The following is a 15,422-nucleotide window of genomic DNA, read 5'->3' on the forward strand; positions in this document are numbered from 1 at the left end:
GCAGTGAATTTTCTACTCAGACAGCGCAGTGTTCTGCCCGGGTTCGGGTTGGCGATGGGGTTCACCCTCCTCTATCTGAGCCTGATCGTCCTGATCCCGCTCTCCAGCCTGCTGTTCAAGACCGCGACCCTCTCCTGGGATGCGTTCTGGGGGACAGTCGCTTCGGCGCGGGTGCTGGCCTCGTTTCGCCTGACCTTCGGCGCCGCCCTAGTCGCGGCGCTGGTCAACGGTCTCTTCGGCCTGCTGGTCGCCTGGGTGCTGGTGCGCTACAAAATCCCGGGCAAGCGGGTGATCGATGCCCTGGTCGATCTCCCCTTCGCCCTGCCGACCGCCGTGGCCGGCATCACCCTGGCCGGACTCTATGCGGAAAATGGCCTGATCGGGAAATATCTCGCCCCGCTGGGGATCAAGGTGGCCTATACCCCCCTGGGGATCATGGTCGCGCTCACCTTTATCGGCCTCCCCTTCGTGGTGCGCACGGTCCAGCCGGTGCTGGAGGATTTGGAAAAAGAGCTGGAGGAGGCTGCGGCCTGTTTGGGGGCCAACCGCTGGCAGACCTTCGTGCGGGTGATTTTCCCGGCGGTGATGCCGGCGCTATTGACCGGTTTTGCCCTGGCCTATGCCCGGGCCATCGGCGAGTACGGGTCGGTCATCTTCATCGCCGGCAACATGCCGATGGTTTCGGAGATAACCCCGCTGCTGATCATCACCAAACTGGAGCAGTACGACTATGCCGGCGCGACCGCCATCGCCACGGTGATGCTGGCCTTCTCGTTCCTGATTCTTTTAACGATTAATCTGATTCAGTGGTGGGCGCGCCGCCACGCGGAACGCTGAGGGAGGGGACCATGCCGACACAATCCTTGACCGTTTCTCATCCTGCCGGCGCCGCCCTGACTGAGCCGAAGGCGGTGCGCTGGCTGCTGACCGGCCTGGCGCTGGCCTTTCTCGCCCTGTTCCTGGTGGTGCCGCTGGTCGCAGTCTTCGTCCAGGCGCTGGAGAAAGGCCTCGACACCTACTGGGCGGCGATCAGCGAGCCGGACGCCCTGGCGGCGATCCGCCTGACTCTGCTCACCGCCGCCATCAGCGTGCCCCTCAACCTGGTCTTCGGCATCGCCGCCGCCTGGGCCATCGCCAAATTCAAGTTTCGCGGCAAGGCGTTTCTCATCACCCTGATCGACCTGCCGTTTTCGGTCTCGCCAGTCATCTCCGGCCTGATCTACGTGCTGCTCTTCGGCCTGCAGGGGTGGCTGGGGCCGTGGCTGGCGGCGCACGACATCAAGCTGATCTTCGCCGTCCCGGGGATCGTCCTGGCGACCATCTTCGTCACCTTCCCCTTTGTCGCCCGCGAGCTGATCCCGCTCATGCAGGCGCAGGGGACCGAGGAAGAAGAGGCCGCCCTGGTGCTCGGGGCGAACGGCTGGCAGATCTTTTTCCGCGTCACCCTCCCCAATATCATCTGGGGGGTTCTCTACGGGGTGATCCTCTGCAATGCCCGGGCGATGGGCGAGTTCGGCGCGGTCTCGGTCGTCTCCGGCCACATCCGGGGACTGACCAACACCCTGCCGCTGCACGTCGAGATCCTCTACAACGAGTACAACTTCGCCGCCGCTTTTGCCGTCGCCTCGCTGCTGGCCCTGCTGGCGATCCTCACCCTGGTGGCCAAGGCGCTGCTGGAGAAAAGGGTCCGCCAGGAGGTGAAAACCGCGACCAAACCGATTGGAGTGGAATAGTCCTATGGGAATCCAGGTTCAGAACATTTCAAAAAAATTCGGCGCCTACACCGCCCTCGACCAGGTCGATCTGCAGGTTCCCTCCGGAGAGCTGGTGGCGTTGCTCGGCCCCTCCGGGTCCGGCAAGACCACCCTGCTGCGGATCATTGCCGGGCTGGAGACCGCCGATGCCGGCAGCATCCATTTCGATGGCGAAGATGCCACCCGCCGCCAGGTGCGCGACCGCCAGGTTGGCTTCGTCTTCCAGCACTATGCCCTGTTTCGGCATATGACCGTGTTCGACAACATCGCCTTCGGCATGACCGTCAAACCGAGAAATGAAAGGCCGGGCAAGGCCCAGATCCGCGAAAGGGTCCACGAGCTGCTGCAGCTGATCCAGCTCGACAACATGGCCGCGCGCTACCCGGCCCAGCTCTCCGGCGGCCAGCGTCAGCGCGTCGCGCTGGCGCGGGCGCTGGCGACCGAGCCGAAGGTGCTGCTCCTCGATGAGCCTTTCGGCGCCCTCGACGCCAAGGTTCGCCAGGAGCTGCGCCGCTGGCTGCGCAAGCTGCACGACGAGATCCACGTCACCAGCGTCTTCGTCACCCACGACCAGGAGGAGGCGCTGGAAGTGGCCGACCGGGTGGTGGTGATGAACCAGGCCAGGATCGAACAGATCGGCACCCCGGAAGAGGTCTACGACCGGCCGGCCACCCCCTTCGTTTTCAGTTTTCTCGGCCATGTCAACCTCTTCCATTGCCGGAGCGGCGACAGCAGCCAGCCCGGCGCCATCGCCTGTCCGACCGGTGCCGATGGTGGCGGGGTCGGTTACGTGCGTCCCGGCGATATTCGCATCCGGCGCAGTGCCGCGGCGAGCGACGATATCGCCGCCGAGGTGGTCTTCATCCAGGGGGCCGGGGCCTTGCCGCGCATCGAACTCAGGCGCCTCGACACCGGCGAGACCGTGCAGGCCGAGCTGCCGCGCGAACACTACCGTGAGCTGGGACTGAAAACCGGCGAAAAAGTCTACATTCAACCAACCAACGTGCGGGTCTTCGAACCCGATTACCAGATCTAGCCGGGCTCTGACCCGGTTAATGGAGGCCGTCATGAGCAGCAATCCACCGCAGAGCACCCCCGATTTGTGGACCAGCGATCTCGAAACCCGGCTGCGCGCGGCCATCAGCGAAATCCGCTACGGCAGTGTCACCCTGGTGATCCAGGACGGCCATGTGGTGCAGATCGACAAGAGTGAAAAGGTACGGCTGAAGTAACGCCGCAGAGTGGAATCCGCATGAGCACACAGTATCTGATCTTTTTTGGCCATCCCGGCGCCGGCAGCGCCGGCGTTGCGGCGCATCTGGCGGCGGCCTGTGCCGAAGCCGGGCGCGACGTCCTGCTGATCGATGGCGCCGCCGGTCAGTCTGCGGCGTTGGTCAGCCAGGGAGAGCCGGTCGGTGATGCCGGCTGGACCAGCGGCTTCAAGGGGCTGGCCTGCCGGTACTGGGGCCAGCAGTCAGCCGCCTCCCTCGCCGCTGCGATCGCCGCGTGCGCCCCGGCGCCCGAACTGGTATTGATCGACCTGGCCGACAACCTCGACCGGTTGCAACAACTGCTTGTTGCCGGCCTGGCCAGCCAGGTTCTGGCTGTGACGGACATCGAGCCGGCCTCGCTCCGAGCGGTCAATCGACTCTGGCAGGCGCTCAAAGATCGGGATGTGACAACCGGCCTGATCGGCAACAACCTCTCCGAAACGTACGCAGGCTCCATCGTGCAGGATTTCGCCCGCAAAACCGGCATCGGCCTGGAAGGCTATCTGCCGCGCGCGCGTGCCGTGATCCGCAGCGCCTTCTTCGGCGAAACGGTTATCGAGGCCGCCCCCCTGTCGCACGCCGCCTACCTCTATCGCGATCTGGCAAAACTGCTCAGCCAGCCCGGGAAACCCTCCCGGCCGATGGCCCTCGACGACGAGGAGTTTCGCGACTGGGCCGCCGACTGGGGGGAGCGGCTCTACGATCTGGGCGAGGGGTATGTCGGCTATGGAGAAGGGATCTGATGAAGAACACCGGGCCGAGGGATTATCCCGACAAGCAGACGGTGCGTCAACGCACCCCCGATCCGGCCGTACGCGAGATGCTGGCCCGGATGGAGGCGCTTGGCATCGAAACCCCCTTCGACCGCTTCGACGCGCAGAAGCCGCATTGCGGCTTCGGTCTGGAAGGGACCTGCTGCAAGAACTGCCACATGGGCCCCTGCCGGATCACCTCGAAAAGCCCGCGCGGCGTCTGCGGGGCTGACGCCCATGTGATTGCCGCGCGCAACATCCTGCGCTGGGTGGCGGCGGGCGCCGCGGCCCACGGGGCGCGCGGCCGCGAAGTCATGCTGGCCCTCAAGGGGGCGGCCGACGGCCGACTCGACCTGCCGATTCTCGGCCCGGAGAAGGTGCTGGCCACGGCGCGCAGCTTCGGTCTTAAGATCGAGGGGCGCGAGGTGCGCGAGCTGGCCGGCGAGATCGCCATGATCCTGCTTGACGACCTCTGTCGCACCCTGCCCGGACCGCATCGAACCCTTGAAGCGCTGGCACCGCCGGAGCGGCTTGCGGTCTGGAAGGCGCTCGATATTCTGCCGGTCGGCGCCTACCACGAGGTGTTCGAGGCGCTGCACCGCACCACCACCGGCACCGATGGCGACTGGGAAAACCTGCTGCGCCAGATGCTGCGCTGCGGGCTCGCCTTTGCCTGGAACAGCGTGGTCGGCTCAAGCATCGCCATGGACAGCCTCTACGGCCTGCCGAAACGGAGCCGGATCGAGGTCAATCTGGGGACGCTCACCACCGACACGGTTAACATCGCCGTCCACGGTCATTCGCCGGTGCTGGTCGCCGCCATCGTCAAGGCGGCCCGGCGCGAGGATCTCAACGCCCGGGCGCGGCAGCAGGGCGCGAAAAAGATCCGGCTCTACGGCATCTGCTGCTCCGGCCATTCGGCCCTGGCCAAATTCGGCGACGTCCAGCCGCTGGCCAGTGCCATGGGAGCTGAACTGACGCTGGCGACCGGCGCCCTCGATCTGTGGGTCGCCGACGTGCAGGATGTCTTTCCCGGCATCATGGATGTCGCCGCCTGTTTTCACACCCGGGTGATCACCACCAGCGATTCGGCGCGCCTGCCGGGGGCCGAGCATCTCGGCTTCAACCATCACCATGACAATCTCGACCAGGCCGACGCCATCGCCGAGCAGATCATCGGTCGGGCGATCGACAGCTTCGGCAGCCGGGTGGCGGGCAAGATCTTCATTCCTCCGGCACGCATCGAGGCCGAGGTCGGCTTTGCCGTGGAGAATATCCTCGCCTCCTTCGGCGGCGCCGCGGTGCTGGGCGAGCAGCTGCGCAGCGGCCGGATTCGCGGCATCGTCAACCTGGTCGGCTGCAACAACCCCAAGCTGGTCTACGAGGAGGCGATCACGCAGGTGGCGGCCAGGCTGATTGAACAGGACATTCTGGTGCTGACCAACGGCTGCGCCGCCTATGCCCTGCTCAAGCTCGGCTTCTGTCACCCCGACGGGCTGGCTCAGGCGGGACCGGGATTGCAGGCGCTGCTCGCGGAGAAGGGGCTGCCGCCGGTCTGGCACATGGGCGAATGCCTCGACAATGCCCGCGCCTCGGCCCTGTTCCGGGTGCTGGCCGATGCCCTGAACGAACCGCTTAAGCGTCTCCCCTTCGCCTTCTCCAGCCCGGAGTGGTCGAACGAAAAAGGGGTCGGCGCGGCCCTCGGGTTTCGCCTGCTCGGACTCGATTCCTACCACTGCATCGCCCCGCCCATCGGCGGCTCGGACAAGGTCGCGAATTTTTTCTACAGCGCTACCCGCGAAACCCTCGGTTCGGTGATGGTGGTCGAGCCCGATCCGCGGCAGCTCGCCGCGCGCCTGGTCATCGATTTGCGTCAGCGCCGCCGTCAGCTCGGCTGGCCGGACACCTCTACAACCAACACGCAAGGAGCTTAAAGCATGAAACGTCGCGATTTTCTCAAAACCGGCCTCGGCGCCCTGGCCGCCGCCCCTCTGCTCGGTCCCTTGACGGCACGCGCCGCCAACACCAAGGCCAAACTGCGCATCGGCCATCTACCGATCACCGATCACCTGCTGGTGCTCGCCGCCGCCCGCGAGCAGTTCCGCCATCTCGACTTCGAGCCGGTCAAGTTCTCCTCCTGGCCCGATGTCTCCGAGGCGCTCAAGGCCGGCGCCATCGACGGCGCCTTTTTGCTCACCCCCATCGGCCTGACCCTGCGCAACAAGGGGGTGCCCCTCAAGGTGGTGCTGCTCGGCCATCGCAATGGCAGCGTCATCACCGTCAAGAGTGGCGACGAGATCCAGCGCATCGACGACCTCAAGGGGCGCACCATCGCCATCCCCAGCCCATTCTCGACCCACAATCTGCTGCTGCGCAAGCTGCTCACCGAGTGCGGCATCGATCCGAACACCGAGGTCAAGCTGCTCGATATGGCCCCGCCGGAGATGCCGGTGGCGCTGGCCACCGGCCGCATCGACGGCTACATCGTCGCTGAACCCTTCGGGGCCCAGGCCGAGTTCCAGAAGGTCGGCAAGGTGCTGACCCTCTCCAAGGATATCTGGCCCGATCACATCTGTTGCGTCCTCAACCTGCGTGAAGCAGTGATCGACACTTACCCGGAAGCGGTGCAGGAACTGATCGACGGTATGCAGCGCACCGCCCGTTTCATTCAGCAGGATCCGGTCGCCGCCGCCCGGGCCTCGGTGAAGTACCTCGGACAGAAGGCCGAGGTGGTGGAGTTCGTCCTGACCAAGCCGGCCGGGCGGCTGACCTTCGACCGGCTCAAGCCTGACCTTGCCGATTTTACCGCCACCCAGAAACTGATGCTCCAGTTCGGCGTCGCCAAGGATGAGGTTGATCTGACCGACTATGTCGACACCCGTTTCTTCGCCGGCTGATATGTTGCGCTTTTTTAAACGGTTTCACCCCCTGTTGCCGCTGTCTGCCTTGACCGGCTTTGTGCTGCTCTGGCAGATGGCGGCTTCTTTCTATCCGCCGGCACTCTTCCCGTCGCCTCTCGCGGTGCTGGCGGCGTTGCGTGAACTGGCGGCCAGCGGTCTGCTCTGGGAGCATATCGGCATCAGCCTGTGGCGCTTCGCCAGTGCCTACCTGCTGGCGGTGGCGATCGCCATCCCCCTCGGCCTGCTCCTCGGCCAGCACCCCAGGTGCCGCCGCGCCGTCGATCCGCTGTTGCAGGTGCTGCGGCCGATCTCGCCCATCGCCTGGTTTCCGCTGGCGGTTTTGTGGTTCGGCATCGGCAACGCCCCGGCGATCTTCATCATCTTTCTCGCCGCCTTCTACCCGGTGCTGCTCGCCACGGTCGATGCGGTGCGCCAGGTGCCGGAGGTTTATCTGAAGGTGGCGGCCAATTTCGGTGCCGGACGACGCATGACCTTTCTCAAGGTCATTGTTCCGGCCGCCTTTCCGGGGATCATGGTCGGCCTGCACATCGCCGTCGGCACCGCCTGGATTCACCTGGTCGCCGGCGAGATGCTCGGGGCCCAGTCGGGCCTTGGCTACCTGATCGTCGACGCGCGCAACTTTCTGCGCACCGACTGGATCATGGCCGGCATGCTGGTGGTCGGTCTGCTTGGGCTGGCGATCTACCGGGGGATGCGGGGCGCGGAGGGGTTCATCGGCCGCCTCTGGGGGAAGACGCCATCATGACTGCGGTGCCGACCAACAGCAAAATTCTGCTGCGCGAGGTGGAAAAGCGCTTCCCCAACCAGCGCGGCGCGGCGACCTGCGCCCTGGCCAGCGTCGATCTGGAGATCGCCGCCGGCGAGTTCGTCTGTCTGGTCGGGCCGAGCGGGTGCGGCAAGACCACGCTGATCAACCTGCTGGCCGGCTTCACCCGGCCGAGCAGCGGGCGGATTGAAATCGATGGCCGGCAGGTGCTCGGCCCCGACCCCGATCACATCATGATCTTTCAGGATTATGGTCTCTACCCCTGGAAAAGCGCCCTCGGCAATATCCTCTTCGCCCTTGAGGCCCGCGGACAGCGCGGCGCCGAGGCGCAGGAGCGGGCCCGGCATTATCTGGATCTGGTCGGTCTTGGTCAGGCCGCGGACCGGCATCCGCACCAGCTCTCCGGCGGCATGCGGCAGCGCGTCGCCCTGGCCCGGGCCCTGGCGGTCGAACCAAGCGTGCTGTTCATGGACGAGCCGTTCGCGGCGCTGGATGCCTTCACCCGTCTGCGGCTGCAGGACGAACTGCTGCGGCTCTGGCAGCAGAAAAAGCCGACCGTGGTGTTCGTCACCCACGATCTCGACGAGGCAGTCTACCTCGGCGGCAAGGTGGTGCTGATGGCGCCGAACCCCGGCCGGGTGCAGAAGATCGTCAGCATCGACCTGGCGCGCCCCTGCGACCGCACCGGCGATGACTTCAGCACCTATCGCCGGGAACTGTTCCGGGAATTTCAATTGGTACATGAACAGGCTCAAGACTATGTCATCTGATCCATCCGCCGCGACCCTGCCCGGCGAACAGCTTGCGGCGGCGCGGGTCGCCATCAACGGTTTCGGCCGCATCGGACGCACGGTTCTGCGCCTGGCGCAGCATTCGCCGGCCATCGAGGTGGTGGCGATCAACGATCTGGCTCCGCCGCGGACCCTGGCCCATCTGTTCCAATACGATTCCGTGCATGGCCCCTTTGCGGGAAGTGTCGATGTGGAGGCCGGTGCCATGCGGATCGATGGCCGCACTATCCGGATGTTGCAGATCCCCGACCCGGCCGTGCTCCCCTGGCGGGAGTTGGGAATCGATATCGTCATCGAGGCCACCGGCCGTTTCGCCCGCCGCGCCGCTGCCGAAAAGCACCTGCACGCCGGCGCCCGGCGGGTGATCATCAGCGCGCCCTGTGCCGATGCCGACCTGACCGTTTGCCTGGGGGTCAATGAAGCCGACTGCCGCCCGGAGCAGCAGATTCTTTCCAACGCCTCCTGCACCGCCAACTGTCTGGCTCCCATCGCCAAGGTTCTGCTGGAGAGGTTCGGGATTGCCAAAGGGATGATGAACACCGTCCATCCCGCCACCAACAACCAGGCCCTCAGCGATCAACCCCACGCCGACCCGCGGCGCGGCCGGGCGGCTGGACTCTCCATCATCCCGACGACCACCTCGGCGATTGCCGCGGTGGAGCAGGTTCTGCCGGAGCTGGCGGGGCGGCTGCAGGGGATGGCAGTGCGTGTTCCGACCGCCAGCGTCGCGCTGCTCGACCTGGTCGTCGAGACCCGTGTCGCCACCAGCGTGGCCGAGGTCAATTCGGTATTGCGTTCGGCGGCCCAGGGCCGCCTCAAGGGGATTGTCGAGTATTGCGAGCTGCCGCTGGTCTCCCGGGACTTTCAAGGCCGCTGCGCCTCGGCCATTGTCGATGGTCTTTGTACTACCGTCACTGGCGGCAACCTGGTGCGTGTTATCGCCTGGTACGACAACGAAACCGGCTATGCCAGCCGGCTGGTCGAGCTGGCCGCCTACCTCGCCCGGCAGGAGTCGGCGCCGCCGGTGCAGGTCGCCGTCTGAAGCGAAATTAAATTCGCGGCGCCCCAAAATAAGCTTGACAAGCCAAGGTACTTTTATTAGCCTACAAAAACGATAGACATACAGTTTTAATTGACGAGGCCATCCAGCCCACACAACGCCGAATCTGCCCCTTCTTGGCAGGCGGTTCGGTTTTACCTCTTTTCTGACTAAGGAGATTTGACCATGAGTGAAGCGACCGAACCGCAGTACCGCCCCGAGACCCTGGCCCTGCACGCTGGCCAGAAACCCGACCCGACCACCAAGGCGCGGGCGGTGCCGATCTACCAGACCACCTCCTACGTCTTCGACGACGCCGACCATGCGGCGCGGCTCTTCGGCCTGCAGGAATTCGGCAACATCTACACCCGGCTGATGAACCCGACCTCGGATGTCTTCGAGCAGCGGGTCGCCGCCCTCGAAGGAGGGGTGGCGGCGCTGGCGGTCGCCTCGGGGCAGTCGGCGATCAGCCTGGCGCTGCTCACCCTGGCCCATGCCGGCGACGAGATCGTTTCGGCGGCCAGCCTCTACGGCGGCACCTACAACCTGTTTCACTACACCTTTCCCCAGCTCGGCATTACGGTGAAGTTCGTCGACCCGTCCGATCCGGAGAATTTCCGCAAGGCGATCACGCCGAAAACCAAAGCAATCTACGCCGAGAGCGTCGGCAATCCGAAACTCGATGTGCTCGATATCGCCGCCGTCGCCAGAATCGCCCACGACCATGATCTGCCGCTGGTGGTCGACAACACCACGCCGTCCCCCTACCTGATCAACCCCCTCAAGCACGGCGCCGACATCGTCGTCCACTCGGCGACCAAGTTCATTGGCGGCCACGGCACCTCCATCGGCGGCGTCATCGTCGACGGCGGCACCTTCAACTGGGGGAACGGCAAGTTTCCGCAGCTCGCCAAGCCCGATCCCTCGTATCACGGGGTCAACTTCTGGGAAGTGCTGGGCAATATCGCCTACATCGTCAAAATCCGCGTGCAGCTGCTGCGCGATCTCGGTCCGGCCGTCTCCCCCTTCAACTCCTTCCTCTTCCTGCAGGGGCTTGAGACGCTCCACCTGCGCCTGGAGCGCCACAGTACCAACGCCCTGGCCGTTGCCCAATATCTGCAAAAGCACCCCAAGGTCGGCTGGGTCAACTATCCGGGACTGCCGGAGCACCCCTCTCATGAGTTGGCGAAGAAGTACCACAATCACGCCCTCTACGGCGCCCTGATCGGCTTCGGCATCAAGGGTGGAATCGAGGAAGGGAAGAAGTTCATCAACGCCCTCAAGCTCCACTCGCTGCTGGCCAATATCGGCGACGCCAAGTCGCTGGTGATCCACCCGGCCTCGACCACCCATCAGCAGCTCACCGCCGCCGAGCAGCTCGAAGCCGGCGTCACCCCCGACTTCATCCGCCTGTCGGTGGGGATCGAGAACCTGCAGGACATCATCGCCGACCTGGAGCAGGCGCTGGCGCAGATTTGAAACCTGACAACCGGGGTGCGCCCCGGAACATGCTGACCAGACAACTGGAGGCCGGATACACCCCGAAACGTGGGTGTGTTCGGCCTTTTTTGTTCCCGGCACACCAGCAGGACTCAAGGACATGTCCGACCATGACACGGATAAAAGCGCCCAGTAAACAACAGCTGATCAAAAAAGCCCGCGACCTCGGGGCGAGCCTCGTCGGCTTCGCGCCGGTTGAGCGCTGGGAAGAGTTTGACGAGGTGCGCCCCGACTACCGGCCGACCGCCCTGTGGAAGGAGGCGCGTACGGTCATCGTCATCGGCGTGCCGATGCTGCTGCCGATCATCGAGACGACGCCGTCGATCAACTATCAGGAGATGTACAACGCCTCCAACAGTCTCCTCGACCAGATCGGCTTTCGCCTGTCGATCTACCTCAACGACCGCGGCGCTCCGGCGATCTTCATGCCGCGGGACGGCTACGGCAATCTCGAAATTCTGCTCGAACTGCCGCCGGGGTGTTTCAGCCACGTCTTTGCCGCCAAATACGCCGGGCTTGGCACCATCGGCTACAGCCACAACCTCCTCGTCCCCGAATACGGACCGCGGGTGCGGCTGGTCTCGATCCTGACCAGTCTGGAACTGCCGGCGACGCCGCTGCTGAAGAAGGAGCTCTGCATCAAGTGCGACCTCTGCCGCAAACTCTGCCCGTCGCAGGCCTTTACCACCCGCGACGACCAGCTGATTGCCGACATGGATGTCGATGCCTGCACCCGTCATCACCAGGTGCTGCGCGCGGAAAACCGCTGGCCCTGCGGCATCTGCGCCAAGGTCTGCCCGATCGGCGCCGACCGCGCCCTGTACGCCAGCACCAATCTCGGCCTCTATCTCGACGAACGCGAGGCCATCGAAAAGAATCCCGACGACCCGCGCTACAAGAGCTGGGTCCACCAGCGCCGCCACGGCTCGTCGGGCAACCGCATCAGCTAACTTGAACGATCGGTTTCGTTCAACATTCACCCCCAACACACCAAGGAGTTCCATTATGAAAAAACGCTTCATGCTCATCCTTCTCGCCCTCGTTGCCGCCGTCGCCGGACTGACCGGTTGCAGCAAAGAGGAAGCCGTGGGCAAGCCGGCCGTTATCCGCGTCGATTACGCCTACTACAACCCGGTCGCTCTTTTGCTCAAGGACAAGGGGTGGCTCGAAACCGAGCTGGCCAAGGAGAACATCAAGGTCGAGTGGTATCTGAGCCTCGGCAGCAACAAGGCCCTGGAGCTGCTGAACAGCAAGAGCGTCGATTTCGGTTCCACTGCCGGCGCCGCTTCGCTGATCGGCAAGGCCAACGGCAACCCGATCAAGGCGATTTACCTTTATTCGAAACCGGAATGGACCGCCCTGGTCACCGCCAAAGACAGTCCGATCCAGAAGGTGACCGACCTCAAAGGGAAAAAGGTCGCCGCTACCCGCGGTACCGACCCGCACATCTTCCTGCTGCGCGCCCTTGATCGCTTCGGCCTGTCGGAAAAAGACATCGAACTGGTTCCCCTGCAGCATCCCGACGGCAAAAATGCCCTCGATCGCGGCGATGTCGCCGCCTGGGCGGGCCTCGATCCGCACATGGCGCAGATCGAACTGGAAAAAGGCGCCCGCCTCTTCTTTCGCGACCCCGATCTCAACACCTACGGCGTGCTCAACGTGCGCGAAGAGTTCGCCAAACAGTATCCTGACTACGTGGTCAGGGTGCTGACGGTCTACGAGAAGGCGCGCAAGCACGCTATCGCCCACCCGGACGAACTCAAGGCGGTCCTGGCCCGGGACGCCAAGTTGAGTCCGGAAGTTGCGGCCAAGGAACTGGAGCGCACCGATCTGAGCAATCCGGTCATCGGCGACGTCCAGCACAAGGCGATCGCCGCCGCTGGCGCGGTCTTGAAAAAGAGCGGCATCATTCCGGAAACGGTCGATATCGAGGCGACGGTCGGCAGTCTGATCGATCCGGGTTTCATCGCCAAAGTTGCCAGGTAAGGACACGAATCATGAGTAGCTACGGTCACGAAACCGCGCTTGCGGCGGCGTTGACAAAGACATTGACCAGGACCGGAGTCCGCGCCTGGCGCGGACTCCGGCTCCCCGATCCACTGCTGGGCTGGCTGCTGCCGGCCCTGCTGGTCGCCGTCTGGGAGATTCTCGCCCGCATGGGGGTCTTCCCGCCCAACTGGCTGCCGGCGCCGAGCGTCGTCGCCACCACCATTTTCGACCTGGCACGGCAGGGGGAACTCCTCGGGCATATCGGTATCACCTTGTGGCGCATCGCGGCAGGATTCTTACTCGGTGCGATCGCCGCCACCCTGTTCGGCACCCTCACCGGCTACCTGCCGCTGGCGCGCAAACTTCTCGACCCGCTGTTGCAGGCGTTGCGTAACATCCCGTCCATGGCCTGGGTGCCGCTGTTTCTGCTCTGGCTCGGAGTGCAGGAATCTTCGAAGGTCAGCCTCATCGCCGTCGGGGTTTTTTTCCCCGTCTACCTCAACCTTTACAGCGGTATTTTGCAGGTCGACCGCAAACTGCTGGAAGTCGGTCGGATCTTTCAGCTTAAAGGGATCGAGTTGATTCGGCGCATCGTTTTGCCGGCAACCCTGCCGGCTTATCTGGTCGGACTGCGCAGCGGGCTGGGGCTCGGCTGGATGTTCGTCGTCGCCGCCGAACTGATGGGGGCGAGCAGGGGGCTCGGCTTTTTGATGGTCGATGGCCAGATGACCGGCCGTGCCGCGATCATCATCGCTAGCATTGTTCTGTTTGCCATCTTCGGCAAGCTGACCGACCTGCTGCTGGAGAGCGTCGGCCGGCGCTGGCAACGCCGGGCGCATCCGGTCGGCAAAGAGAGAAGGAGAGCAGGAATATGACCGTCACCCCGGCCCACCCACGGGCCCTCGCCATCGACCAGCTGCAGAAATCGTTTCAGGTCAACGGCGATGAAATCGTCGCCCTGGAACAGGTCGATCTCGCCATCGAACCGGGTGAATTTGTCAGTATCGTCGGCAGCAGCGGTTGCGGCAAGAGCACCCTGCTGCGCATCGTTGCCGGGCTGGAAACCAGCTCAGCCGGCAGTGTCCGCCTGGGCGACAAAACGATTTTTTCCCCGAGCCTGGAGCGGGGGATGGTCTTTCAGGAACACCGCCTCCTCCCCTGGCTGACAGTCGTGGAAAATGTCGCCTTCGGCCTCGGCCGCAAACTGACCGTCGAGCAGCAGCGCTCGGTCGATGAGCATATCGAGCTGGTCGGTCTCGAAAAGTTTGCCCGCGCCTACCCCGATCAGCTCTCCGGCGGCATGGCGCAGCGCGCCGCCATCGCCCGCGCCCTGGTCACCCGTCCCGAACTGCTGCTGCTCGACGAGCCGTTCGGCGCCCTCGATGCCCTGACCCGGATCCAGATGCAGGAGGAAATCCTGCGGATCTGGGAGGTGGAGAAGACCACCATGGTCCTGGTCACTCACGACATCGACGAGGCGATTTTCCTCGGCGACCGGGTGGTGATCATGTCAAGCCGGCCGGGGACGATCAAAAAAATTCTCCCGGTGAACCTCCCGCGCCCGCGCGATCGCAGCAGCTACGATTTTGTGCAGATCCGCAAGGAGATTTACGGTCACTTTTTTCACGGCGCCGAGCAGCCCTTTGCCTATGCGATCTGAGGACCGGCGGCGTGTTAGCACCCGGGATAAGTCGAGTACCTCATGCGCCGTATTGACGAGAACACTCTTGCCTATCAACAGGAACTCGACCTTGGTCACGCCAGTCTCGAACCCGGCGGCGAGCTGATCGCCGCGCACCGTCCATCGAAAGGAGTTCTGGTGTGAGTCGCAAAGACCTTGACAGCATGGGAGTGCGGGAAATCCGCATCCCTTCCTTGCTTGACGGCTCAGCGGAGCCAAACCTGTATTTCATCCCCGAGGGGGATGGTCCTTTTCCACTGCTGGTTGCCCTGCACACCTGGAGTTTTGACCGCTTCAATCAGCTGGAGACCCTGCTGCCGCTCTGCCGCGAGCGCAGCTGGGCGCTGCTGCTGCCCGAGGCGCGCGGCCCCAACCTGGCCGGCAATCCCCATGCGGAGCAAGCTGCCGGCTCACCCCTGGCGCGACAGGATGTGCTCGATGCGACGGCCTGGATAACGGCGCGTTTCTCCATCGACCGGCAGCGGCTCTTTCTGCTTGGTGGCAGCGGCGGGGGACAACTGGCGCTGCTGGTCGCGGCGGCGGACCCCGCCCGCTGGCGTGCCGTCAGCGTCTGGGTGCCGATCACCGATCTCGCCCTCTGGCACGGCGAGGCGAGCTACTACGCGCCGCACATCGAGGCCTGTCTTGGCGGTCCTCCGGGCGCCTCGGCCGACATCGACCGGCGCTATCGCGAGCGTTCGCCGCTGGAACATGCCGCCGCCCTGACCGAAACCAACCTCTTTCTGCACCACGGCCGCTTCGATCCCCTGGTCCCCTGGCAGCACAGCTGGCGCCTCGCCGAACGACTGCACGCGTTGGGCGCCCGGCGCTTCTTCTTGGAAATTTTCGACGGCGAGCACGATATTCAGGCCCGGCGGGCGCTCGACTGGTTCTCCGCCCAGGGGGGGCGGGTGGAATCCGGCTGGCGCCTGACCGGGTGACCGACACCCCGAGGACT

17 protein-coding genes are annotated in these 15,422 nt (G+C 64.5%); all 17 read left to right on the forward strand.

Annotated elements, in window-relative coordinates:
- The first annotated feature begins 3 nt into the window (after positions 1–3).
- The 17 genes from cysT to ACYQ8E_RS12870 all read left to right on the forward strand — a co-directional run bounded on the left by cysT (position 4) and on the right by ACYQ8E_RS12870 (position 15,405).
- Entirely contained in the window at positions 4–837 is an 834-nt protein-coding gene (gene cysT, locus ACYQ8E_RS12790; RefSeq protein ID WP_335339852.1) for a sulfate ABC transporter permease subunit CysT, read from the forward strand.
- 11 nt (positions 838–848) lie between these two features.
- Positions 849–1,733, forward strand: a complete 885-nt coding sequence (cysW, locus tag ACYQ8E_RS12795; protein WP_066722792.1) for a sulfate ABC transporter permease subunit CysW — start codon at positions 849–851, stop codon at positions 1,731–1,733.
- Between the two features lie 4 nt (positions 1,734–1,737).
- Positions 1,738–2,790 (forward strand): sulfate/molybdate ABC transporter ATP-binding protein, encoded by a 1,053-nt coding sequence (locus ACYQ8E_RS12800; protein WP_066722795.1) that lies wholly within the window; start codon positions 1,738–1,740, stop codon positions 2,788–2,790.
- A 31-nt stretch (positions 2,791–2,821) separates the two neighbouring features.
- Complete coding sequence (locus ACYQ8E_RS12805; RefSeq protein WP_082820093.1) at positions 2,822–2,986, forward strand: YezD family protein; 165 nt, start codon at positions 2,822–2,824, stop codon at positions 2,984–2,986.
- A gap of 20 nt (positions 2,987–3,006) precedes the next feature.
- Positions 3,007–3,768, forward strand: a complete 762-nt coding sequence (locus ACYQ8E_RS12810; protein WP_066722799.1) for a P-loop NTPase family protein — start codon at positions 3,007–3,009, stop codon at positions 3,766–3,768.
- The gene (gene cooS, locus ACYQ8E_RS12815; RefSeq protein WP_082820094.1) at positions 3,768–5,711 is read left to right on the forward strand and encodes an anaerobic carbon-monoxide dehydrogenase catalytic subunit; all 1,944 of its coding nucleotides are present in this window, start codon (positions 3,768–3,770) and stop codon (positions 5,709–5,711) included. The genes ACYQ8E_RS12810 and cooS overlap by 1 nt, the downstream gene beginning before the upstream one ends.
- A gap of 3 nt (positions 5,712–5,714) precedes the next feature.
- Complete coding sequence (locus ACYQ8E_RS12820) at positions 5,715–6,674, forward strand: ABC transporter substrate-binding protein (RefSeq protein ID WP_066722802.1); 960 nt, start codon at positions 5,715–5,717, stop codon at positions 6,672–6,674.
- A 1-nt stretch (position 6,675) separates the two neighbouring features.
- Positions 6,676–7,443 carry an ABC transporter permease gene (locus tag ACYQ8E_RS12825; protein ID WP_066722806.1) on the forward strand — a complete coding sequence of 256 codons (768 nt, stop codon included), beginning with the start codon at positions 6,676–6,678 and terminating at the stop codon, positions 7,441–7,443.
- Positions 7,440–8,234 (forward strand): ABC transporter ATP-binding protein, encoded by a 795-nt coding sequence (locus ACYQ8E_RS12830; protein WP_066722810.1) that lies wholly within the window; start codon positions 7,440–7,442, stop codon positions 8,232–8,234. Before ACYQ8E_RS12825 ends, ACYQ8E_RS12830 begins: the two co-directional genes overlap by 4 nt.
- Positions 8,224–9,297: a type I glyceraldehyde-3-phosphate dehydrogenase gene (gene gap, locus ACYQ8E_RS12835; protein ID WP_066722813.1), complete on the forward strand. Its 1,074-nt coding sequence runs from the start codon at positions 8,224–8,226 to the stop codon at positions 9,295–9,297. The genes ACYQ8E_RS12830 and gap overlap by 11 nt, the downstream gene beginning before the upstream one ends.
- A 183-nt stretch (positions 9,298–9,480) precedes the next feature.
- Positions 9,481–10,773 carry a homocysteine synthase gene (locus tag ACYQ8E_RS12840; protein ID WP_066722816.1) on the forward strand — a complete coding sequence of 431 codons (1,293 nt, stop codon included), beginning with the start codon at positions 9,481–9,483 and terminating at the stop codon, positions 10,771–10,773.
- A 131-nt stretch (positions 10,774–10,904) separates the two neighbouring features.
- Entirely contained in the window at positions 10,905–11,744 is an 840-nt protein-coding gene (locus ACYQ8E_RS12845; RefSeq protein WP_066722819.1) for a 4Fe-4S dicluster domain-containing protein, read from the forward strand.
- 55 nt (positions 11,745–11,799) lie between these two features.
- Positions 11,800–12,780, forward strand: a complete 981-nt coding sequence (locus ACYQ8E_RS12850; RefSeq protein WP_066722823.1) for an aliphatic sulfonate ABC transporter substrate-binding protein — start codon at positions 11,800–11,802, stop codon at positions 12,778–12,780.
- Between the two features lie 11 nt (positions 12,781–12,791).
- Positions 12,792–13,658 carry an ABC transporter permease gene (locus tag ACYQ8E_RS12855; RefSeq protein ID WP_082820095.1) on the forward strand — a complete coding sequence of 289 codons (867 nt, stop codon included), beginning with the start codon at positions 12,792–12,794 and terminating at the stop codon, positions 13,656–13,658.
- Positions 13,655–14,443: an ABC transporter ATP-binding protein gene (locus ACYQ8E_RS12860; protein ID WP_066722826.1), complete on the forward strand. Its 789-nt coding sequence runs from the start codon at positions 13,655–13,657 to the stop codon at positions 14,441–14,443. The genes ACYQ8E_RS12855 and ACYQ8E_RS12860 overlap by 4 nt, the downstream gene beginning before the upstream one ends.
- 42 nt (positions 14,444–14,485) lie before the next feature.
- Positions 14,486–14,608, forward strand: a complete 123-nt coding sequence (locus tag ACYQ8E_RS12865) for a hypothetical protein (protein ID WP_257722362.1) — start codon at positions 14,486–14,488, stop codon at positions 14,606–14,608.
- Positions 14,605–15,405, forward strand: a complete 801-nt coding sequence (locus ACYQ8E_RS12870) for an alpha/beta hydrolase family protein (protein ID WP_066722829.1) — start codon at positions 14,605–14,607, stop codon at positions 15,403–15,405. Before ACYQ8E_RS12865 ends, ACYQ8E_RS12870 begins: the two co-directional genes overlap by 4 nt.
- The last annotated feature ends 17 nt before the right edge of the window (positions 15,406–15,422 follow it).

The organism is Desulfuromonas carbonis, assembly GCF_054658035.1.

Bases quoted from the DNA above. Each gene is read 5' to 3' on its own strand.
- cysW (WP_066722792.1), top strand. From the start codon at position 849: ATGCCGACACAATCCTTGACCGTTTCTCATCCTGCCGGCGCCGCCCTG.
- ACYQ8E_RS12800 (WP_066722795.1), top strand. From the start codon at position 1,738: ATGGGAATCCAGGTTCAGAACATTTCAAAAAAATTCGGCGCCTACACC.
- ACYQ8E_RS12805 (WP_082820093.1), top strand. From the start codon at position 2,822: ATGAGCAGCAATCCACCGCAGAGCACCCCCGATTTGTGGACCAGCGAT.
- ACYQ8E_RS12810 (WP_066722799.1), top strand. From the start codon at position 3,007: ATGAGCACACAGTATCTGATCTTTTTTGGCCATCCCGGCGCCGGCAGC.
- cooS (WP_082820094.1), top strand. From the start codon at position 3,768: ATGAAGAACACCGGGCCGAGGGATTATCCCGACAAGCAGACGGTGCGT.
- ACYQ8E_RS12820 (WP_066722802.1), top strand. From the start codon at position 5,715: ATGAAACGTCGCGATTTTCTCAAAACCGGCCTCGGCGCCCTGGCCGCC.
- ACYQ8E_RS12825 (WP_066722806.1), top strand. From the start codon at position 6,676: ATGTTGCGCTTTTTTAAACGGTTTCACCCCCTGTTGCCGCTGTCTGCC.
- ACYQ8E_RS12830 (WP_066722810.1), top strand. From the start codon at position 7,440: ATGACTGCGGTGCCGACCAACAGCAAAATTCTGCTGCGCGAGGTGGAA.
- gap (WP_066722813.1), top strand. From the start codon at position 8,224: ATGTCATCTGATCCATCCGCCGCGACCCTGCCCGGCGAACAGCTTGCG.
- ACYQ8E_RS12840 (WP_066722816.1), top strand. From the start codon at position 9,481: ATGAGTGAAGCGACCGAACCGCAGTACCGCCCCGAGACCCTGGCCCTG.
- ACYQ8E_RS12845 (WP_066722819.1), top strand. From the start codon at position 10,905: ATGACACGGATAAAAGCGCCCAGTAAACAACAGCTGATCAAAAAAGCC.
- ACYQ8E_RS12850 (WP_066722823.1), top strand. From the start codon at position 11,800: ATGAAAAAACGCTTCATGCTCATCCTTCTCGCCCTCGTTGCCGCCGTC.
- ACYQ8E_RS12855 (WP_082820095.1), top strand. From the start codon at position 12,792: ATGAGTAGCTACGGTCACGAAACCGCGCTTGCGGCGGCGTTGACAAAG.
- ACYQ8E_RS12860 (WP_066722826.1), top strand. From the start codon at position 13,655: ATGACCGTCACCCCGGCCCACCCACGGGCCCTCGCCATCGACCAGCTG.
- ACYQ8E_RS12865 (WP_257722362.1), top strand. From the start codon at position 14,486: ATGCGCCGTATTGACGAGAACACTCTTGCCTATCAACAGGAACTCGAC.